Source organism: Pseudomonas protegens (assembly GCF_003363755.1).
In the GTDB taxonomy this organism is placed as follows: Bacteria; Pseudomonadota; Gammaproteobacteria; order Pseudomonadales; family Pseudomonadaceae; genus Aquipseudomonas; species Aquipseudomonas danubii.
Genome location: NZ_CP031396.1, coordinates 1,080,711 through 1,101,560 on the forward strand (window position 1 = coordinate 1,080,711; position 20,850 = coordinate 1,101,560).

General features: G+C 58.1%; 18 protein-coding genes and 1 pseudogene. 14 read left to right on the forward strand and 5 right to left on the reverse strand.

Going from position 1 to position 20,850, the window contains the following annotated elements:
- The first annotated feature begins 81 nt into the window (after window positions 1-81).
- From DWF74_RS04530 to DWF74_RS04545, 3 genes are all read left to right on the forward strand, one after another.
- Entirely contained in the window at window positions 82-1,110 is a 1,029-nt protein-coding gene (locus DWF74_RS04530; RefSeq protein ID WP_115580458.1) for a hypothetical protein, read from the forward strand.
- A gap of 164 nt (window positions 1,111-1,274) precedes the next feature.
- Window positions 1,275-1,958: a hypothetical protein gene (locus DWF74_RS04540; RefSeq protein ID WP_115580460.1), complete on the forward strand. Its 684-nt coding sequence runs from the start codon at window positions 1,275-1,277 to the stop codon at window positions 1,956-1,958.
- Window positions 1,959-2,069: 111 nt separating this feature from the next.
- On the forward strand, window positions 2,070-2,690 hold the full coding sequence (locus DWF74_RS04545; RefSeq protein ID WP_115580461.1) for a LysE family translocator: 621 nt from the start codon (window positions 2,070-2,072) through the stop codon (window positions 2,688-2,690).
- Between the two features lie 12 nt (window positions 2,691-2,702).
- Here the strand turns inward: DWF74_RS04545 and ptrR are convergent, their stop codons facing one another.
- Window positions 2,703-3,581, reverse strand: coding sequence for a putrescine utilization regulator PtrR (gene ptrR / locus DWF74_RS04550; RefSeq protein WP_060844074.1), 879 nt, complete (start codon window positions 3,579-3,581; stop codon window positions 2,703-2,705).
- A gap of 100 nt (window positions 3,582-3,681) precedes the next feature.
- Here ptrR and DWF74_RS04555 point away from each other — a divergent pair, with 100 nt between their 5' ends.
- The 3 genes from DWF74_RS04555 to DWF74_RS04565 all read left to right on the forward strand — a co-directional run bounded on the left by DWF74_RS04555 (window position 3,682) and on the right by DWF74_RS04565 (window position 8,027).
- Window positions 3,682-5,073, forward strand: a complete 1,392-nt coding sequence (locus DWF74_RS04555; protein WP_115580462.1) for an aldehyde dehydrogenase family protein — start codon at window positions 3,682-3,684, stop codon at window positions 5,071-5,073.
- Window positions 5,074-5,338: 265 nt separating this feature from the next.
- Window positions 5,339-5,587 carry an Arc family DNA-binding protein gene (locus DWF74_RS04560; RefSeq protein WP_115580463.1) on the forward strand — a complete coding sequence of 83 codons (249 nt, stop codon included), beginning with the start codon at window positions 5,339-5,341 and terminating at the stop codon, window positions 5,585-5,587.
- A gap of 256 nt (window positions 5,588-5,843) precedes the next feature.
- On the forward strand, window positions 5,844-8,027 hold the full coding sequence (locus tag DWF74_RS04565; protein ID WP_115580464.1) for a TonB-dependent siderophore receptor: 2,184 nt from the start codon (window positions 5,844-5,846) through the stop codon (window positions 8,025-8,027).
- 688 nt (window positions 8,028-8,715) lie between these two features.
- On the opposite strand, the gene DWF74_RS04570 is transcribed toward DWF74_RS04565, so the two are convergent.
- The 3 genes from DWF74_RS04570 to DWF74_RS04580 form a co-directional block, all read right to left on the reverse strand.
- Window positions 8,716-9,198 (reverse strand): DUF4265 domain-containing protein, encoded by a 483-nt coding sequence (locus tag DWF74_RS04570; RefSeq protein ID WP_115582419.1) that lies wholly within the window; start codon window positions 9,196-9,198, stop codon window positions 8,716-8,718.
- 86 nt (window positions 9,199-9,284) lie between these two features.
- On the reverse strand, window positions 9,285-9,971 hold the full coding sequence (locus DWF74_RS04575; RefSeq protein ID WP_115580465.1) for a hypothetical protein: 687 nt from the start codon (window positions 9,969-9,971) through the stop codon (window positions 9,285-9,287).
- Window positions 9,971-10,939: a hypothetical protein gene (locus tag DWF74_RS04580; protein ID WP_115580466.1), complete on the reverse strand. Its 969-nt coding sequence runs from the start codon at window positions 10,937-10,939 to the stop codon at window positions 9,971-9,973. Before DWF74_RS04580 ends, DWF74_RS04575 begins: the two co-directional genes overlap by 1 nt.
- A gap of 311 nt (window positions 10,940-11,250) precedes the next feature.
- On the opposite strand from DWF74_RS04580, the gene DWF74_RS04585 reads away from it, so the two are divergent.
- The 5 genes and pseudogenes from DWF74_RS04585 to DWF74_RS04605 all read left to right on the forward strand — a co-directional run bounded on the left by DWF74_RS04585 (window position 11,251) and on the right by DWF74_RS04605 (window position 16,912).
- Window positions 11,251-11,532: a hypothetical protein gene (locus DWF74_RS04585; RefSeq protein ID WP_016966805.1), complete on the forward strand. Its 282-nt coding sequence runs from the start codon at window positions 11,251-11,253 to the stop codon at window positions 11,530-11,532.
- Window positions 11,533-11,847: 315 nt separating this feature from the next.
- Entirely contained in the window at window positions 11,848-13,824 is a 1,977-nt protein-coding gene (locus tag DWF74_RS04590) for a type I restriction-modification system subunit M (protein WP_115580467.1), read from the forward strand.
- Entirely contained in the window at window positions 13,821-15,167 is a 1,347-nt protein-coding gene (locus DWF74_RS04595; RefSeq protein ID WP_115580468.1) for a restriction endonuclease subunit S, read from the forward strand. Before DWF74_RS04590 ends, DWF74_RS04595 begins: the two co-directional genes overlap by 4 nt.
- A pseudogene (locus tag DWF74_RS04600) lies at window positions 15,167-16,151 on the forward strand (type I restriction endonuclease); the annotation flags it as partial. The gene DWF74_RS04595 and the pseudogene DWF74_RS04600, both read left to right, overlap by 1 nt.
- 251 nt (window positions 16,152-16,402) lie before the next feature.
- Entirely contained in the window at window positions 16,403-16,912 is a 510-nt protein-coding gene (locus tag DWF74_RS04605) for a winged helix-turn-helix domain-containing protein (protein ID WP_240322031.1), read from the forward strand.
- Window positions 16,913-17,208: 296 nt separating this feature from the next.
- Here DWF74_RS04605 and DWF74_RS04610 read toward each other — a convergent pair whose 3' ends face one another.
- Window positions 17,209-18,096, reverse strand: coding sequence for a helix-turn-helix transcriptional regulator (locus tag DWF74_RS04610; RefSeq protein ID WP_162884073.1), 888 nt, complete (start codon window positions 18,094-18,096; stop codon window positions 17,209-17,211).
- A 379-nt stretch (window positions 18,097-18,475) separates the two neighbouring features.
- Here DWF74_RS04610 and DWF74_RS04615 point away from each other — a divergent pair, with 379 nt between their 5' ends.
- From DWF74_RS04615 to darG, 3 genes are read left to right on the forward strand one after another with little or no spacing between them, the layout of a single operon-like run.
- Window positions 18,476-19,048 (forward strand): DarT ssDNA thymidine ADP-ribosyltransferase family protein, encoded by a 573-nt coding sequence (locus DWF74_RS04615; RefSeq protein ID WP_115580470.1) that lies wholly within the window; start codon window positions 18,476-18,478, stop codon window positions 19,046-19,048.
- Window positions 19,045-19,689, forward strand: a complete 645-nt coding sequence (gene darT / locus DWF74_RS04620; RefSeq protein ID WP_115580471.1) for a type II toxin-antitoxin system toxin DNA ADP-ribosyl transferase DarT — start codon at window positions 19,045-19,047, stop codon at window positions 19,687-19,689. Before DWF74_RS04615 ends, darT begins: the two co-directional genes overlap by 4 nt.
- A complete protein-coding gene (gene darG / locus DWF74_RS04625; RefSeq protein WP_115580472.1) occupies window positions 19,686-20,774 on the forward strand; it encodes a type II toxin-antitoxin system antitoxin DNA ADP-ribosyl glycohydrolase DarG in 1,089 nt (362 codons plus the stop codon). The genes darT and darG overlap by 4 nt, the downstream gene beginning before the upstream one ends.
- The last annotated feature ends 76 nt before the right edge of the window (window positions 20,775-20,850 follow it).

The following is a 20,850-nucleotide window of genomic DNA, read 5'->3' on the forward strand; positions in this document are numbered from 1 at the left end:
AGCTGGCCGGGCCTGCGCGCAGATGGTGATGAAGCGTGCGCAATGGCATGATGCCGCGGCGAAAATCATCAAGGACCGCCGATGTTTCCCCATCGAATTCAAGCCCCCAGCCAGGCCGACCTGGAACTGCAGGTGAGCGCCCGCCTGGAGGCCGATGACCAGGCCCAGGTCATCGTCCAGTTCGCCAAGGCCGAACAGTACAACGGCGCACTGCTGAGTCAGCTCGACACGCTCTGCGCCCGTTTCGGTGAACGCCTCAAGGTGCGTTTCTACAGCCATTACCCGGGCAGCGCGTTCGATGCCCGGGTGTTGCTGGCCCTGCCCCATGTGCAGTCCCTGAGCCTGGATTGCCTCGACAGCCTGGAGCACTACGAGGCCATTGGCAGCCTGCCCCTGCTTCGGGAGTTTGCCCTGCAGGTGATCAGCGCCGATCTGCCTGAACTGCTCAGCCTGCCCAACCTGGAGCAACTGCACAGCCTGCGGCTGTCCCTGGACAAGGGCCCGGCGATTGAACTGGCGCCGCTTGGCTGGATGCCCGAGTTGCACAGCCTGAGCATCAGCGTGCAGAGCCATCAGCTGGATGTGCTGAGCCAGTGCCCGAGCATCAGGCACCTGAGCCTGCATCGCCTACCGGCCAAGACCACCCTGGGCATGGTGGCCGGCATGGCCGGGCTGCGCAGCCTGGTGCTGAGTTTCGGCAGCCGCGAGAGCATGCCGGAGTTGCACAACCCCCAGGTCACGGATCTGGAGATCCTGCGGGTGCGCGGCCTCAACCGCCTGGACCTGGACGGCTTTCCACAGCTTGAAGCGCTGAAGATCGAGGACCAGGCGCAACTGCGCCGGCTGGATCTCGCCGGACTGGCCCGGCTGCACAAGCTGAGCCTGATCAACCTCAAGAGCCTGGGGGAACTCAGCGGCCTGAACACCTCGAACATCGCCGACCTGCGCATCATCAAGGCCCCACAGATGGATCTGCTGACACTGATCGGCAGCCAGCTACCGCCCAGCGTCCAGCACCTCAAGCTGCTCAGTGGCAAACGCGCCGTGGACAAACAGCTCGAAGCCCGGCAACAGCAACTGGGCATCCCTGAACCCCTCGGCCCGTTCTAAACGCCGCCCTGTCGTAGGAGCGCGCTTGCTCGCCGAGGACCTCAACGATAACCCGCACTCACCGGGAATAGGCGGCGCTTTGGAAAGCATCGCGAGCAAGCTCGCTCCTACAGATGGGCATTAATCTGACCGCTCCACCTTTTCGGACCTGATAAGGAGATCCCATGTCCTTTGTTCCCCGCTTTACCGAACTGCTGCTGACGCACCTGCAACAGGAAGAACGCCAGCGCATTCTCAAATCGATTGTTGTCAGTGTCGCTCCGGAACTGTGGCTGAGCCTGGAATCGGCGGCATTGCTGGACATCAATCGCGAGCATTTCGGCCTCGGCGGCCAGTTGGATGAACGCGACGACTACCGCCCCAGCCACATCAGCGTTCCTCGCTGTAACGTCCCGCGCTGGCTGATCGCTGCCGAGCGGCGCAAGGTGGATATCTGGATCGAGGACAGCTACGGCGAAAAGGCCTCGACCGCCATCGAGTTCAAGGTGGTGCACAACAATAAGAATGCCTATTACAAGATCTGGGAAATCCGCAAGGACCTGGTCAAGCAGATCCCCCGCACCAGTCCCGATGAGCGCATCGAGCGCTGGGGCATTGTGCTGCTGAGCTACTCACGCTTCTACAGTGACCAGCAAGGCAACTACAGCTATGGCAAGTTCGACAGTTGCCAGGCGTTTCTCGACGCTTTCGAGAATGGCCTGAACGACAACAACGAGTGGTACGCCGACGCACCGGAGCTGGAACTGGAGATGAAACCGACCCAGATAACCAATCTGGACAGCGCGAATTACATCGAACCTGGGAAAGGCTCGGGGGTGTATCTGGCACTGGTCCGGTGTAAGGCCTGAGGCTTGCCTGCAGAGCCCAAACCGCTGCGGTTTACCCACACCGCCGTGGAGCGCATCAGTGCTTCACGGCTGTGCTAACGTTCGCCAACGTCCCGGCTTGAAACCCTGCCCATGTCCATCACCGACAACCTCCTGGCCTTCACCTTCGCCGCTACCCTGCTGACCCTGACCCCGGGCCTGGACACTGCCCTGGTACTGCGCACCGCCACCGTGGAAGGCAAACGCCAGGCCCTGCGCGCAGCACTGGGGATCAACGCCGGTTGCCTGCTCTGGGGCGCGGCCGTGGCTTTCGGCCTGGGGGCAGTGATTGCAGTGTCGGAACTGGCCTTCAACCTGTTGAAGTACTGCGGCGCCGCCTACCTGGCCTGGCTGGGGCTGAACATGCTGTTGCGCCCGCGCCGCTCGTTTGCTCCGGCCAACCCGGACGGCAATCCCGGCACCCACTGGTTTCTCAAGGGCCTGCTGGGCAACGTGCTCAACCCCAAGGTGGGGATCTTCTACGTGTCCTTCCTGCCGCAGTTCATTCCCCAGGGACAGCCGCTGGTGCTCTGGACCTTCGGTCTGGTGAGCATCCACGTGGTGCTGGGGCTGATCTGGTCCCTGCTGCTGATTGGCGCCACCCGCTCCCTGAGCGGGGTGCTGCAGCGGGAAAAGGTGATCCAGTGGATGGACCGCACCACAGGGATGATCTTCGTGCTGTTCGCGGCTCGCCTGGCCTTGAGCAGGCGTTGAACATCGCGCCCCTCAAACCTCAGCCAGCACCACCCCACGCTCTTCCAGCAGCTTCACAAAACTGCTCAAACTCTGGGACACGGTGCCGCGCCGCCAGACCAGCCAGGTGCGCAGGAAGCGAAAGCGCGGCGACAGCGGCCAGACGCTGACCGTGGCGCAGCCGGGCATGCTTTCCAGCATGCTGCGGGGCATCAGCGCCAGCCCGGCACCGGCGCTGACGCAGGCCAGCATGCCGTGGTAGGACTCCATTTCGTGGATCTTGCCCGGCACCGCGGCGTCCTGGGTGAACCAGCTTTCGAAGTGATGGCGGTAGGAACAGTTGGCGCGAAAGGCGTAGATGCTTTCGCCGTTGACCTCCCGCGCGCGGGTGATGGGCGCGTGCCCCAGGGGCGCGATCAGGACCATTTCTTCCTCGAACACCGGCAGCCCTTCCAGGGCCGGGTGGCGCACCGGGCCGTCGACGAAGGCCGCCACCAGACGCCCGGAGAGCACGCCGTCGATCATGGTCCCCGAAGGGCCAGTGGACAGGTCCAGCTCGACCTTGGCGTATTGCTGGTTGTAGGCCGCGAGCAGCGCCGGGATGCGCACCGCCGCCGTGCTCTCCAGCGAGCCCAGGGCAAACGGGCCCTGGGGTTCCTCGCCGGCCACGGTCAGGCGCGCTTCGGCCACCAGATCGAGAATGCGCCGGGCGTAGTCGAGGAAGTTCCACCCGGCGGGCGACAGGCGCAGGCGGCTTTTTTCGCGGATGAACAGCTCCACCCCCAGGTCCTGCTCCAGTTGCTTGATCCGCGTGGTGAGGTTCGACGGCACCCGGTGGATCAACTGCGCGGCGGCGCTGATGCTGCCCTGCTCGGCAACGGCCTTGAAAATTTCCAGCTGGACCAGATCCACAGCATTCTCCAAACGTGAACGACTCGATCAATATTATTCAGTTTTCAGCAAAGATCCAGCACCGTAACCTGCCGTCATTCCCACCTTGCAGGACGGTGCCATGAACCTTGTTTCCAGCAATACCCACGCCTTGTCGATCAACCCCGCCACTGGCGAGCAGATTGGCGCCTACCCCTACCAGTCCGAAGCGGAACTGGACGCCGCCCTGGAGCGCGCCGCCCGCGGTTTTGCCCTGTGGAAGCGCCAGAGCGTCGCCGCCCGCGCCGCGCACCTGACCGCCCTGGCCCAGGCCCTGCGGGACAACAGCGAGGCCATGGCGCGGATGATCAGCCTGGAAATGGGCAAACCCCTGCCCCAGGCCCGCGGCGAAATCGAGAAGTGCGCCCAGCTGTGCCTGTGGTACGCCGAGCACGGCCCGGCCATGCTGGCCCCGGAAGCGACCCTGGTGGAAAACAACAAGGCGCGCATCGAGTACCGCCCCCTGGGCCCGCTGCTGGCGGTGATGCCGTGGAACTTCCCGATCTGGCAGGTGCTGCGCGGCGCGGTGCCGGCGCTGCTGGCCGGCAACACCTACGTGCTCAAGCACGCGCCGAACGTCATGGGCAGCGCCTACCTGCTGCTGGACGTCATGCAGCGCGCCGGTTTCCCTGAAGGCGTGTTCGAGCTGCTCAACGTCACCCCGGATGGCGTGTCCCGCGCCATCGCCGACCGCCGCATCGCTGCCGTGACCCTGACCGGCAGCGTGCGCGCTGGCATCGCCATCGGCGCCCAGGCCGGCGCCGCGCTGAAGAAATGCGTACTGGAACTGGGCGGTTCCGACCCCTTTATCGTGCTCAACGACGCCGACCTCGACGAAGCGGTCAAGGCTGCGGTGATCGGCCGCTACCAGAACACCGGCCAGGTCTGCGCCGCCGCCAAGCGCCTGATCATCGAGCAAGGGGTGGTCGCGGAATTCACCCGCAAATTCGTCGAGGCCACCCGCGCCCTGGTGATGGGCGACCCGCTGGCCAGCGACACCTACCTCGGCCCCATGGCCCGCTTCGACCTGCGTGACGAGCTGCACCAGCAAGTCCAGGCCACCCTGGCCGAAGGCGCCACCCTGCTGTTGGGAGGCGACAAGGTCGAAGGCGCCGGCAACTACTATCAGCCCACGGTGCTGGCCGACGTCACCGAGCAGATGACCGCCTTCAGGCAGGAACTGTTCGGCCCGGTGGCCGCCATCATCAGCGCCCGGGATGCCGAGCACGCCCTGGAGTTGGCCAACGACAGCGAGTTCGGCCTTACCGCGACGATCTTCACCCAGGACCTGGAACGGGCCCGGCAGATGACCGACGAACTGGAAACCGGCGGCGTGTTCATCAATGGCTACAGCGCCAGCGACCCTCGGGTGACCTTCGGCGGGGTGAAGAAAAGCGGCTTCGGCCGCGAGCTGTCGCACTTCGGCGTGCGCGAGTTCTGCAATGCACAGACGGTGTGGCTGGATCGGCGTTAAGGTCGATCACCGGGCTTCAGCCAGCGGCCAGAGGCCCGGTTGCCAACGGCCGTTAGCGCTGGCGAGGGGCCTGGCGGCCTGGCCCCCGACTCTTGATTGAGGGGCCTGGCTGGATGGGGCGCAATGCCTGGATGCGGCCCGGCGGATCGCCAAGCCTGCTCAGCGAAACTAAGCCCGATCTTGCTGTTTTTTCAGAATTTTCTTGAAGCCCTGCCTGCCCCGACCTTTCTATGATGTTTCTTTTTGATATCACCCGAGGTCCGGCATGTGCGCCCCCGCTCAAAAATTCATCGTTCGCCTGCCTGGTGAGCTTCACACCCAAGTCAAGCGCATCGCCAAGCAGGAAAACCGCAGCATGAACAATGAAATCGTCGACCGACTGGAAAAGTCGCTGGTCGCCACCGAAGCCCGTAGCCACGACAAGAAACTCATCAACATCCTGCTGGGCAAGATTGCAACCCTGGAACAACAGATCGAATCCCTGCAAATGAACGCCCCTGAACCTGACCGGTAACGCCGTTTCTTTTCATGCATCAGGGCCGCCCCCCTCGGTAACCTGAGCCAATCCCTCTCCCGCCTTTACCCCCGCGCCGCAGCTTGTATGATGGCGCCTGCCCGACAGCACCCAGCGGCAACCGCCAGGCCCTTGCCTGATGCCCGCAGGGCTCCCGCGCTGTTCCTCACTACACACTCAGGTCGACGATCGTAGCCTTCTCAGGAACCTCCCCCGGCTTCTGCCATGGGGACAGCGTCGCCTTCTAGGATTGTTCATGAGCCGGACTCACCCGACGCCCCCCACACGCGCCAGCGCCACAGGATTGCCTTTCAATCGCCTGACCCTGGGCCTGCTGCTGGCCGGTAGCCACGCGGTGGCCAACGCCAGCGGCACCCAGTTACCGACCCAGACCGTCAGTGGCGAAGAGCAATACGGCTATCGCGCCGACAGCGCCTCGGTGGGCGGCTTCAGCGAAACATCGTTGCTGGATACCCCGGCCTCCATCAGCGTGATCAACGAAGAGATGATCCTCGACCAGCAGGCCCGACTGCTCAGCGATGTACTGAAGAACGACGCCTCGGTGGGCCAGAGCTACGCGCCAGTGGGCTACTACGAAAACTTCGAGGTGCGCGGCTTCTCCCTGAACGCGGCCAGCAGCTACAAGATCAACAACCGCACCATCACCGGCGAGCAGAACGTCGCCCTGGAAAACAAACAGCGGGTGGAACTGCTCAAGGGCCTTTCCGGCCTGCAAAGCGGGGTCAGCGAGCCCGGCGGCCTGGTCAACTACGTGACCAAGCGGCCCACGGACATTCGTTCGGTGACCGTTTCCACCGACGATCGCGGCAGCGGTTACCTGGCCACCGACGTGGGCGGCTGGTTCGGCAGCGAACAGCAGTTCGGCCTGCGCGCCAACCTGGCCCATGAAGACCTGCACTCCTATGTCGAACACACCAATGGCCAGCGCGACTTCGCCTCCCTGGCCTTCGACTGGAACATCAGCCCCGATGCCCTGCTGCAACTGGATATCGAATACCAGAACAAGCAGCAGCGCTCGGCACCGGGTTATCAACTGCTGGGCGGCTCCAGCCTGCCCCACCACGCCTCGCCGAAAAAACTCCTGGGACACCAGAGCGGGTCAAAGCCGGTGACCAATGAATCGCTGAACATCGGTGGCAACTTCGAGTACCGCTTCAACGATGACTGGACCGGCAGCCTCAGCGCGTCCCGCAGCAAGGTGGTGATCGATGACTACAGTTCGTTTGCCTGGGGCGGCTGCACCACCGGCTGCATCAATGCCAACGGCAACTACTTCAGCCCCGAAGGCAACTACGACATCTACGACTTCCGCAGCCCCGACGACACCCGGCGCAACGATGAAGTGCAGGCGCTGCTCAATGGCCGCTTCGACGCAGCGGGCCTGGGCCATGAGTTGAGCGTGGGGACCAGTGCGTTTCGCCGCGTGGTGGATCGGCGCGAGTCCATCAACCAATGGATTGGCACGGGCAATATCCAGAGCGAGCCGGAAAACTTCGCCCGCTACAACGGCGCCCTCAATGACTCCCACAAACGCCTCGACAGCCGCCAATACGGTCTGTTCCTCAGCGATCGCATCAGCTTCAACGAACAGTGGCAGACCGTTCTCGGCGGGCGCGAAGTACGCCTCGACGAAGAGAGCTTCGACAAGGACGGCGTGCGCGATCGCCACACCCAACGCTATGTATTCCTGCCCCAGGCCGCGCTGATCTACAAACCGATCAGCGAACTGTCGCTGTACACCCAATACAGCAAGGGCCTGAGCCTGGGTGGCCAGGCCCCCTGGTTCGCCAGTAACAGTGGCGACACCCTGGCCCCCACTGTCTCGCGGCAGATCGAAGCCGGGGTCAAGTACGACTGGCAGCGCATGAGTTTTAGCGCCGCGCTGTTCCAGATGCGCCAGGCCTACCAGTACTCGCGCCCGGATGCTGCTGGCGGTTTCACCTACGTCCAGCAGGGCCAGCAAAAGAACACCGGCCTGGAGCTCTCCGCCAACGGCTGGGCCACCCAGCGCCTGCAGATTGCCGCCAGCGTCGCGGCGATTCGCTCCCGGGTCGAGGACACCGGCACCCCGGCCTACGAAGGCCACCAAACCCTCAACGTCCCACGCCTGCGAGCCAGCCTCCAAGGCGACTACGCCCTGCCCTGGCTCGATGGTTTGGCCCTGCTGGGCGGCATGCAATACAGCGGCAGCAAATACGCCGACCGCCAGGGCAACGTCGCCACCGGCGCCTACGCCATCTTCAACATCGGCAGCCGCTACAGCACCCGCATTGATGGCTACGACACCGTGTTCCGCCTGACCGTGGACAACCTGTTCGACAAACGCTACTGGCGCGATGCCGGGGAATACATGGGCGACGACTACCTGTTCCAGGGCGCGCCGTTGACGGCGCGGTTGAGTGCTTCGGTGAACTTCTAAGGCAGACGGCCCCTACGGGGCCGATCGCAGCCTGCGGCAGCGGCTACAACGCCCACGAAATCCCGGGCGTTGTGGCTTGCCGGAAAAACTGCAGCGCCGGCACAGGCCAGCCATCAAAATCTCGACAAACACACCTTGCGCGTCTCCCGCCCATCCTTGGCGACGAGTCGCCACGGACAGCGTCACTGAACGCACAGCCTTACCGGCGCTCATATCGGCAACCGCCTTGAGCAAGTCCTCCTGAAACAGCCGCATTTCCTGGCCCATGGCCACGACCTCTCTGCGTGGGATACCCCTGGAATCGATCAGTACGTCCAGGGTTACGCTGATGGTTATCCCACAGAACAGCAGCGCAATCAGCGCCTCCAGCCCGCCTTACAGAAAAGACAGACCCTTCCTACATCCACCGTAGGAGCCGGCTTGCCGGCGAAGACGTCCTCAAGCCCGCTCTCGCCGGTAAAAAGCACACCCAACGATTGAGCAAACAAAAGGTCGGCCCGCCTCTTTCCAATGCCAGTACAAAAGTCTCAATCGTCCAACACGCTGTTGGACGATTAGCGCTCCCCCACGCCCATGCAGGCCCACACCACAGAACGGCCACTGGAGCACTACCGGGTGCTGACTTGGTCGCTTACTTGGTCGCTACTTGGTCGGTTTGTTGGGTGGCATGCCCAGGCCCCGGGAAAGATCAGCAGTCCAACCACCAGTTCAACAGCGTCTCGTCCTCATCGTCGTCGAGGTTTTTATAGACATTGGCGTAGTACCACTCGATCCCGGTTTGCTCGCGGAAGCGATCGAACACCGCATTGATACGGTCCATGCCATTGCTCGCAGGAACAGCGAATGACAGGTTCCCCTCGAACAGCCCATCCAGGGTTCCGCCCAGCTCACCAGCGACCTCGTTTTCAAGCGCACTGATCACCGTCGGATCAATGTAATCGGCATAGATCTGAATGCAGAAATTGCCGCCCCGCTTCAGCACTTGCGCCGGAGCATCGGGATTGCGGATGGAAACGATATCGCCCCGCGCCAGGTTCTGCGCCAGCCCCGGCGAGGACAGCAACTCGTAGGTATGCTCATCGATCTGCCGCGCCAGCAACTCCTCGCGAACGGCGCCATCGTCATCGGCCATGTACACCTGAATCAGCACAGGGGATTGCTTGTCATCCATACGGGGCTCCACAACGTCCAGGTTCAACACCAGACTCATCTAATCCACCAGCCGCCACGTCCCCAAAGGGCGCAAACGAACGGGCCTCAAGGCAACGGCGCAAAGCTCCCACCGCCCTCATTCCACCGAAACCCCGGAAACGTGCAATCCTTGAAAGCAATCCGCAGTTGCTCCCCCTCACCCTGCAACTGCAAGATATCCACCCCCCGATTCGGACAGCCCGGTGCCGCGATCGCCAGGCTCACCAGCAACTTGCCGGTGGCCTTGTCCATCACCTCCAGCGTCGTGATCCGCTGATCATTGCCCGGCATCGGCACCTGGAAATACCAGCGTTTGGTGGAAGCACTCTGCAACAGCGTGGTGACCGGCTGCGGCCACGAGCGATCCGAATCCACCAGGCCCACCAGCTTCAGCGCAATGGGCAAGGTCTTGCCCGTGCGATAACTGGTCCAGGTGCCGCGCACCTGCTCCTGCTGACGGGAGTTCAGCAAGTCATTGAACTGCAGACGCGCCACCGGCAAGCCCTGCTCGTCCAGCTCATCCATGGCCAGCGTCTTGTTGCTGTAGCTGAAGGTCGGCTTGAGGCGGATCGGCGTGCGATAGCGCTGATAGGCATAGGTGCCCTGGTAGACCGCGTTCTGGCTGCCCAGGGTCAAGACAATCGCCTGCTTGCCCAAGGTCCCCTCATACACCCCATGAGACGCCTGCGCCGGCAACAGCCACAGCGCCAACACCAGCACCACCAGCCCCCGAGCAAAATCAAACCCGCGCATCAGAAACGCTCCTCGCCCGACGATAGATATTCCAAACGCTCAGGGGTGATCACCCGGTAATAATCCCAACGCCGAGTGCGCTGGTCGTAATTGATAAAGTCCTGCTTGCTGAATTCCATCTGCCCACTGGGGGAAAAGCGCAGATCACCGTCCGCCGCGAACTGCTCCAACTGCGGATGGCGCCGATAGGTCCGCAGATCCCGGTTGTACAGGTAATACTGCGTGGGCGAGCACCACACCCGACCATCCGTCTCCCCCACGCGATAGCCCTGGACCTGAAAGTCCATCCGAGCCTCGTCATGAAAATGCCCGAAGGTCAGCGTCCTGGTGCCCACGGACGACAGACACCACTGCCCGCCAATCTCCTGCACCCGCTTACCGGTGGCCCGACTGATCACCCGGATGCTGTCCACCTGCGCCACCTCCTCCCCGGCCTTGCGCGCGGCATGCACACTGAAATAGAAATCCCGATCGAACACCGGCTGCAGCAACTCCCCCTCAAACGCCTCCCGCTGACTGCCGCCAAAACGCGTCACCCGCTGCAACTGCAACGGCTGCTGCGTGCCCGTGCGCAGATCCACCAGACTGCCCTGCAGCGCCTCTGCCCCCTCGGCGAACGGCTGCAACGACACCGCCGTCGCCGGCAGGGTCGGGTTGTCCATGATGTTGATCAACAGCGCGGAGCCGGGATGGAAAGGCGTGGACTCCAACGCCATGGGCAGGCGCTCGGACTCGGAGAACCAATAGCCGGACATACCGCCGCCGTATTGAGAGTCGTAGGTGAGCGCCAGTTCAACCGGGGTATCGCCTAGGGTGCCGCGGTAGGTGGTGGTGGGGTTGGCTTGGGCGGTGGGGGTGATGAGCCCGAGGCCGAGCAGGAGTGCTGTGGTCAGACGGAACAGGAGGTGTGGCAGGTGACGCTGTTGGCCAGCCCTTGTTTGTGAACTGCTGCCAATGGGCTGGGTCATGCCTGCGTTCCTTGCGGTGGGGAAAAGGGGCGCAGGATAGCAAAATCGCTGGGAGACAGAAGGTATTGCTGATGCAGACCGCCTCCATTGCAGCGGATATGAAACCTTCAGGAAATTCAGCCTGTCCCTACCTGGAAGAGAGACCGTTCCTACAGGGCTGCCATTGCCCATCATCTACCTCGCCCATATAGTTTTTCAGACCCTCGATTCTGGTCCGCGGCACTTCAGAGCTCCGTCGAAAGGAACAAACTACACCCCGGTTGATTCGCAGCAACAGGTGGCGACTTTTCACTCTTGGAAGGAACGACACCATGAGCAATATTGACCCATCCGAACGTTTTATCCCGCTCACTCCAATTGCTAGCGATGGCCCAGTGTTGTTTATCGACAGCCAGGCGCCATTGGTGGATCTGCATGCGTGTGCGAGTGAGCGGTTAGTGACTGCGCTTGATTATCTGAATCTGATGACCTGTGCCACGTTGAGAGACGCGAGCGACAAGGACATTGGTACTGTGACCAATACAGCCCGGTTATTACTTCAGGATGTACGGGATGTGTTGGCTGCGATTCAAACAAGGGCATTTAGCAAGTGATTTAGGCGCCAAGGAAGCCGGCTACGAGCCGGCTTTTTAATGTCTCAAGCGTTTGTAAAAGAACGCCAGTATTGAAGGACATAGTTCCCCTCCTTACTTGGGCCCATATCCAAACTAGCAGCACTTTTCAGCATGCATATCGTTGCTGGCGGCATGTTCGTGTGCGGCCTCATATTTTATCAACGGGAATAGAACCCACACCGGAGCACTAGCTCCTGTCCCTACCCATTACCGCCATTTCTACATGGGCCGCTACAGATAGGCTGTTCGACAGGTTAGACTTGCCGCTTTGCCTATACCCCAAGGAATTCTCGCGTGAACACGGAAAATCATTCCCAGACGGCCGCCTTTCTCTGGTCGATTGCCGACCTGCTGCGTGGTGATTTCAAGCAATCCCAGTACGGCCGCATTATCCTGCCATTTACCCTGCTGCGGCGGATGGAGTGCGTGCTCGCACCGACTAAGGCCGAAGTAATCAAACAGACCTTCGCTCAGGAAGGCCGCCCAGATACCGTACGCGAGATAATTCTGCTGCGAACAGCGGATCAACAATTTTTCAATGCTTCGCCACTGACCCTGGAAACCCTGTCGGATACCCAGACCGCCGCTGACCTGATGAGTTATGTGCAAGCCTTCAGCAAAGACGCCCGCGAGATCTTCGAACACTTCCACTTCGAAGACTTCGTTCAGCAACTGGCCAGCGCCAACCTGCTCTATCAAGTGGTGCAACGCTTTGCAGCCACCGACCTGAGCCCCGAGCGCATCAGCAACTTTGGCATGGGCATCATCTTCGAAGAGCTGATCCGCAAGTTTGCTGAAAGCTCCAACGAAACCGCAGGTGAACACTTTACCCCACGGGATATCGTGCACCTCACCACCTCACTGGTGATCACCAATCAAGACCACAAGCTGGCACCCAATAGCATCGTCACCATCTACGACCCAACCGCAGGTACAGGCGGTTTTCTGTCTGAGGGTGATGAATACATTCAGTCCATCAGCGAGAAGGTCAGCGTCTCTCTGCACGGCCAAGAGCTGAACCCCGAGTCCTACGCCATCTGCAAAGCGGACATGCTAATCAAGGGCCAGGACGTGGCCAGCATCAAGCTCGGCAACACCCTGTCCAACGACCAACTGGCCGACAAGCGCTTCGACTTCATGCTCAGCAACCCGCCGTTCGGCGTGGAATGGAAGAAGGTGCAGAAGCAGATCACCGACGAGCACAACCACAAAGGCTTCGACGGTCGTTTTGGCCCGGGCCTGCCACGGGTGTCCGACGGTTCGCTACTGTTCCTCCTACATCTGGTCAGCAAAATGCGTGACCCACGCGACGGTGGCTCGCGCATCGGCATCATCCTCAACGGCTCGCCGCTGTTTACCGGTGGCGCGGGCTCGGGTGAGTCGGAGATTCGCCGCTACCTGCTGCAAAACGATCTGGTCGAAGCCATCGTCGCGCTGCCAACGGACATGTTCTACAACACCGGCATTGCCACCTATGTGTGGATACTCAGCAACCACAAGGCTGCTGCGCGCCAGGGCAAGGTGCAGTTGATCGACGGCAGCCAGCACTACGCCAAAATGCGCAAGTCGCTGGGCAGCAAGCGTCAGTACATCACCGAAGAACAAATCAGCGAACTGGTGCGCCTGTATGGCAGCTTCGAGCAAACCGCGCAGAGCAAGATCTTCCCCATCGAGGCCTTCGGCTATCGACGCATTACCGTCGAACGGCCGTTGCGTCTGAACTTCCAGACCAGCGCCGAGCGCGTCGCCAAAGTGCTGGAAGAAAAAGCTATCCAGAAACTCGACAGCACCGCGCAGCAACAACTGATGACAACCCTGCAATCCATGGACGCTAGTCAACTGCACCGCAACCGCGAGCAGTTCAGCAAGCTACTGAAAAAAGCCCTGGCCGCGCACAGTGTCAGCCTCAGCACGCCAGAGCTAAAAGCGCTGCTCAATGCCTTGAGCGAACGTGACCCCAAGGCGGATATCTGCACCAGCAAAGACCAGCCAGAGGCGGACGCAGGACTGCGTGACAACGAAAACGTACCGCTGGGTGAGTCGGTGTATGACTACTTCCAGCGGGAAGTTTTTCCTCATGTGCCGGATGCCTGGATCGACGAAAGTAAGACTGATGCACAGGACGGCGAGGTAGGCATTGTTGGCTTTGAGATTCCATTTAACCGCCACTTCTATGTGTTCCAGCCGCCGCGTCCATTGGCCGAGATCGACCGCGACCTAAAGACCTGCACCGACCGCATCAAGCAGATGATTGAGGGGCTGTCGGCATGACGTTTCCAAGTTATCCGGATTACAAGAGCTCCGGACAGGATTGGATCGGTGAGATGCCAGGGCATTGGCATATCTATCGCAGCAAGAATGTTTTCTCGGAGAGAAACATTAAGGCTGTTGAGAGTGATGAGCAGCTGACCGCTTCGCAAAAGTATGGAGTTATCCCACAAAAGCTATTTTGCCAGCTGGAAGACCAGAAGGTGATGCAGGTTATCTTGGGTCGGGATATTTTAAAGAAGGCTGAGGTTAACGACTTTGTCATTAGTATGCGCAGCTTTCAAGGCGGCCTGGAATTTTGCTCTTATAGTGGAGCAGTAAGCTCTGCATATGTTCCGCTCTATGCTAATAGAGAACTCGACGATAGATTTTTTAAGCATCTCTTTAAATCTGCACCGTTCATATCTGCCCTGCAAAATACAAGCAATCTTGTTCGTGATGGACAAGCCCTTAGATATAACAACTTTGTTCAGCTATCCCTTCCTTTTCCTTCGATTAATGAACAGAGAACGATTGGTGCTTTCCTCGACCACGAAACCGCCCGCATCGACGCGCTGATCGAAGAGCAGCAGCGCCTGATCGAACTGCTCAAGGAAAAGCGCCAGGCTGTCATCTCCCATGCAGTCACAAAAGGCCTCGACCCCACGGCTCCGATGAAAGACTCCGGCGTGGAGTGGCTAGGTGAGGTGCCGGCACACTGGGTGGTAAGCAAGTTTGGGTATATATCTTCTGTTGTCAGAGGAGGCTCACCACGACCAGCCGGTGATCCAGAACTGTTCAATGGTGATTATTCTCCTTGGGTAACAGTTGCAGAAATAACGAAAGACGATGAGATTTATCTGCATGAAACAGAGACGTTTCTTACAAAGAAAGGCAGCGATCAATGCCGGGTTTTTTCTAAGGGCACTTTGCTGCTTTCAAATAGCGGAGCGACCTTGGGCGTTCCGAAAATATTGATGATCGACGCAAATGCCAATGACGGAGTTGTTGGCTTCGAAAATATTTCCTTGGATAAAGAGTATTCATATCTCTATCTTGCAACCCTGACTGAGGGGCTAAGAGATAGGGCTGCTGGCTCGGGCCAGCCGAACTTGAACACTGACATCGTCAAATCAATTGATATACCTATTCCTCCAAGCAACGAGGTGGCTGAGATTGTCGCCGCAGTAAAAAAGCTAAGAGCACAGTTTGATTTCTTGAGCAAAGAAGCTGTAAAGGGTATTAGGCTGCTTCAAGAACGCCGCTCCGCCCTAATCTCCGCCGCCGTTACCGGCAAAATCGACGTACGCGGCTGGCAGCCCCCAGCCAGTGCACCATCCCCTGAATTAGCACAAGAGGCCGTGTAATGGCGGACAGCAAGGAAGCTCAGTTTCAGCAGGACATTATCGAGGCCCTATCCGCCCAAGGCTGGTTAGTCGGTACAGCCAGTGGCTACGACCGTCGCACGGCGTTGTACACCGAAGATGTGCTGGGCTACTTCAAGGACGCCTGGCCGGAGCGTTGGGATAAGTTCGCCAAGGCCAACCCCAATGCCCCTGAAGATGTACTGATCCAGAAACTGGTGCGCGAGCTGGAACAGAGCGGCACCTTGGATGTGTTGCGTCATGGCTTCAAGTTACCTGCAGTAAAAGTGGAGCTGTGCAGCTTCCAGCCCGACCACGGCATGAACCCGGACACGCTCAAGCGCTACCAGTGCAACCGCCTGCGGGTGGTGCCAGAGGTGTCTTACTCGCCGCACGCCCGCGAAGCGGGTGGTAGTGGGCAAAGCTACAACCCTCGGCTGGACTTGGTGCTGTTTGTTAACGGCATCCCTACCGCCACGCTGGAGCTGAAAAGCGAATTCAAGCAGTCGGTGGAAAACGCCAAGCGCCAGTACCGTGACGACCGCCCGGTAAAAGACCCGCTAACCCGCAAGCCCGAGCCACTGCTGACCTTCAAGCGTGGCGCGCTGGTGCACTTTGCCGTGGGCCAGAACGAAGTGGCGATGACCACAAAGTTGGCGGGTAAGGACACCTTCTTCCTGCCCTTTAACCTGGGTACTGAGGAAGGCGGCGCCGGCAACCCAATGCCTGCCGACGACAGCCAATACGCCACCAGCTACCTCTGGCAACGGCTGCTACAGCCCGATGCCTGGCTCAAGGTGCTGGGGCGCTTTCTGCACCTGGACAAAAAAACCAGCGAAGGCTTCGACGGCACGCTGGTCACCAAGGAAACGATGATCTTCCCGCGTTACCACCAATGGGAAGTGGTCAACAAGCTGGTCAACACCACCCGCACCGAAGGGCCAGGCAAGCGTTACTTGATCCAGCACAGCGCCGGCTCGGGCATCACCCAACGCCTGTTGCACCAAGATGACTTAATGGCTCAAGTCAACAGCCACTCGGTGGACCAGGTGATGCACGGCCTGCTGCCAAAACGCGTGGTGGACACCGTACTCGACGCCATGACTGACAACGAGAAACTGTCGTTGGAAGTACTGGATAACGAAACCAAGAGCCGAGCCTTTGCGCTGGTGATTCTGAAAATGCTCAAGGCAGCGGCAGGTCTCGCTGAGAGCAATCAACTGGGTTAAGGAGTGACCATGGCAATTCCGGACTTTCAAAGCGTCATGCGGCCGGTGCTGACCACCGTGCAGAACGGCGCGCCGCTGCCACTCAGAGAACTGCGCGAGCGCATTGCCGATCAGTTCCAACTGACCGAGGAGGAGCGCAAAGAATACCTGCCCTCTGGGAATCAGACGGTAATCAATAACCGCGTAGGCTGGGCTCGAACTTATCTCAACAAAGCAGGGCTGCTGACCATTCCCGCCAAAGGTATGGTGCAAATCACCCCGCGTGGCCTCGACGCCTTGGCCAATGGACCCGCGCGCATTACCGTGAGCTGGCTGAAACAATTCCCCGAGTTCGCTGACTTCCATGCCGCCAAGCCACAAACGACGGACATCCCCGCTGCGCTGGATATCGCCCCATCAGAAACCACTCCCGACGAGCAACTGGCCGAGGCCCATCAGGCACTGGTGCAATCACTGGTGAGCGTGAAGCAGGTGTACGAGGTCAAGCAGCTCGACAGTGATTATTTTGCGGAGGAGTGAGTTACGACGGGACAACAGGCTCCACTCAATTGGTCCAAGTTTGCAAAAATCACTGCAGGTGCATTTCTTCGGTTTCCATAGCCTATGGTCGATGCTGAGGGCGCGAATTCGCTTGAGGCGTACAGCCGTGAAGGTCTCATAGAGCCTTTTCCCCATATGATCGTGGATTAACTTGCGCAGCCGAATTGGATTGCGAGCGGTTGGCGGTGAAGCCGATTTCTTTTGTCTTGAAAAGAGCCCAGCCGCCAGGTGTCTGAATATTGTCTACTCTAGAGGCCTCATTATTGAGACGCCCCTTACCCCTCTAACTCCTCCATCATCTCTCTCGCAGCCTCGAGATATTCCGTTAATGGTATCTCCACTAAAGCAACATGCATGGGATTAAAATAATTCAACTCACCAGTGTGATCATTCTTTAGAGAAATTGTGGATGGGGTTGCACAATCAGCATCGATAGCAAGCTCATACGTATCAGACCGGTCAGCTTTGAAGCTAATTAAAGACCCGTTTTTTAAATGAATTTTCGTATGCTCCATAAACTCAGAAACAGCTTCCTCATCCAGCTTATGTTCCTCTATGAGATCAGTAACAACCTTTTTTAGGGCCTTAGAGTTTTTTGACTCAAACTCATCCTCATCCCAGAAAAACTCACTTATTCCACGATAGATTTCCGCTCCCCAACCTTGATAACCGTCAATAGAAAGCTCCCAATCGTCATCAGCAGGCTGATCAGCAGCATCATCCAGGAGCCGAATTCTTTGCATCAGATCAGGATTTACGATCAAGGCTTTGTTATTAAGCGTGCTAAGCAATAGCCAACCAGAGGAGGTGTGCCGTTCCGACAAAATATGATGGATTCTTCCACATTCGTTTTCAGTAATCGGATACCACTGGCTCTTCAACTTTCCGGGGAGAAGAAGCCCAATATGCCCCCAGAATCCATCAATGCTTTCATCTTGGAGCCTCCAGTGCTGTGAAGAAATTTTGGCCCGCCCTACTGAATACTCCAGCAGATCATCAACACTCGTTCCCAATAAGGTAGCGATATCCCTCAAAGTCGCGAAGCTGGGTTCAGCATCTCCTCGCTCCCATCTAGCAACGGTTTGTTGTGAAACACTCAACTGGCTTGCTAAAGCAGCCTGCGTCAACCCCAAAACCTTCCGTAACTCTTTCAGTCGTTCCATAACCCACCCTGACAAAAAAACACGAATTATGAGTTTGTACACCAAAAACGAGTACAAATTCAATACCTCCAGCCCTCCTCATCGATACTGGCTCAATATCTACGCCCTCTGAAGGGGCCTTCTGATTTCACTGATCACCTTAAGAAAGGGGAAAACCGACTGATTGACAGCAATGAAAGCCCGTATCCACTAGAAAGATACCGGTCAGATGGCGAAGCCTAGATTGAACTTGTAGCTCAACGTAATGGCGCAATAGAATCACTATCAGCACCCTGCTAAATCGCACCAGCGTGTGAGTATTTATTTAAGGTTGTTGTCCGCACGGAAGAAGTAGCAGGGCTGAAACCACTCAGCAATTGCATAGGTCAAGGAGACCGACATGGTAGATATCAAGGAACAAAAACTGCTTTATCACCTCACCGCCCTTGAAAATTTGAGCAGTATCTTTCAGAACGGCCTCAGGCCACGCTCGCAGCTCAAAGGGTTCAAAGACGTAGCTGATGCTGAAATACTTAAAAAACGACAAGCGCTGGGACTCGAAAACTACGTCCCCTTTCATTGGTTTGCCGCGAATCCATTTGACGGAAGCGTTCAGGGCAATAAGCGCGACACCCAATTCGTAGTCATATCTATTCGCCGATCCTTCGCAATTGAAAAGGATTGGAAGGTCATTCCTCGACACCCATTGGCTAATGACACCATTCAATTGCTTGACTATAAGGCAGGCTTCGAGGCCATTGACTGGGATGCGATGAACCAAAGGGACTATCACGACCCTCACTGCAAAAGCGTCTGCATGGCGGAATGCCTGTCTCCCACCGTTGTTTCTGCTAATGATTTTTTCAAGATTTTTGTCGCTAATTCTGAGGTTGAAGAGCATTGCGGGGCTAAAATGCGCGAAGCTGGTGTTTCTGTGCAGATTGGAGTGAATCCCGGAATGTTTCGTCGATGAATTACAGCAGACTGAATCCAGAGAAGGCTCTGATTTGGCGTATCGTCCATCGCGACAACCTGCCTTGGATTCTGGACAACGGTCTGCATTGTGCGAGCTCCGAAATACAGGCCCCCCAGTACGTAAACATCGGCAACGTAGACCTGATCGACAAGCGCCGGGCACGTCATGTACCCATTACTCCTGGTGGTGTGCTAGCTGATTATGTGCCCTTCTATTTCACTCCTTTCTCTGTGATGATGAAAAACATTCACTCAGGCCGGAGTGTTCAACAACGCACCAATGATGAGATTGTGATTCTGGTATCGAGCTTGTACCGCGTCGAACAGCTAGGACTACCGTTCGTCTTCACAAACGCACACGCCTATCCGTATTGGACAGACTATTACAGCGATCTGGCGAATCTCAGCCAGGTCGACTGGGCTATCCTTCAGCGACGCGACTTCAAACGCGACCCCGATGACCCTAGAAAAATGGAGCGTTATCAGGCTGAAGCGCTGATTCACAATCACCTACCGATTACAGGACTCCTCGGCATCATGTGCTACAGCGATGCAATGAAGAAACGCATAGAACAAGACTTGGCCACCAGAGGTTTGGCCTTGCCTGTTCATGCGCGTCCGGGATGGTATTTCCAATGATCCGTTTTACCCAAGGCAACCTTCTGGAAGCCAAAACCGAAGCCCTGGTCAACACGGTGAATACCGTAGGCGTGATGGGCAAAGGAATCGCTCTGATGTTTAAAGAGCGTTTTAGCGAGAATTACCGTCTGTACTCGGCAGCCTGCAAAGCTGGCGCGGTGGAGACTGGCAAAATGCACGTCACCGCCGTCAACGAGTTGGATGGACCACGTTGGATCGTGAACTTCCCTACCAAGCGTCACTGGCGATCACCCTCGCAGATGGCTTGGATAACAGAAGGTTTGCATGACCTGCGTCGTTTTTTGCTTGAAAACCAGGTGAAGTCCGTCGCAGTGCCTCCGCTAGGTGCCGGTAACGGTGGCTTGAAATGGCCTGAAGTTCGGGAGCAGATCGTTTCGATACTCAGCGATCTGGATGTCGATATTTTGGTGTTTGAGCCTTCTAAACAGTATCTGAACGTCGCCAAACGAAACGGAGTGGAGAAACTCACGCCCGCTCGCGCGCTGATTGCAGAACTGGTTAGGCGTTACTGGGTTTTAGGCATGGAGTGCAGTCTGCTAGAAATTCAGAAACTCGCTTGGTTCCTTGAGCGAGCAATAGAAAAACTGCCAGACACCGAGAACCCTTTAAACCTTAAATTTGTTGCTCACAAATTTGGGCCATATGCCAACCGCTTGGAGCATTTGCTGAATAATCTGGATGGCAGCTATCTGCACTGCAACAAGCGAATCAGTGACGCCGATATTAGCGATGTGATCTGGTTCGACGATGTGCGTAAGACTTTTCTACAGACCTATCTCAAAACCGAAGCAAAAGAGTACGCCCAAGCATTGGAGCGCACCGCTGAGCTGATTGACGGTTTTGAATCTCCCTTTGGCATGGAGCTGTTGGCGACGGTCGATTGGTTACTAAACCGAGAAGGGGTTTCTCCAACTGTTCCCGCAGTGCGCGAGGCATTGAAGCAGTGGGACGGAGGGGCCGGCTCTGCTGCTCGCAAGAACAGGCTGTTCGACGATCAGGCGCTTGATATAGCGCTCAAACGCCTGACGTCCAGTAGCTTCAGTCCTGAACTGGCTGTCTGTTAAATAGCGCTCAGGCGGTCTTACAGCCGCCTTCGCTGACAAGCCAGCTCTTACACGGGCTGGCGTCAACCGATGACAA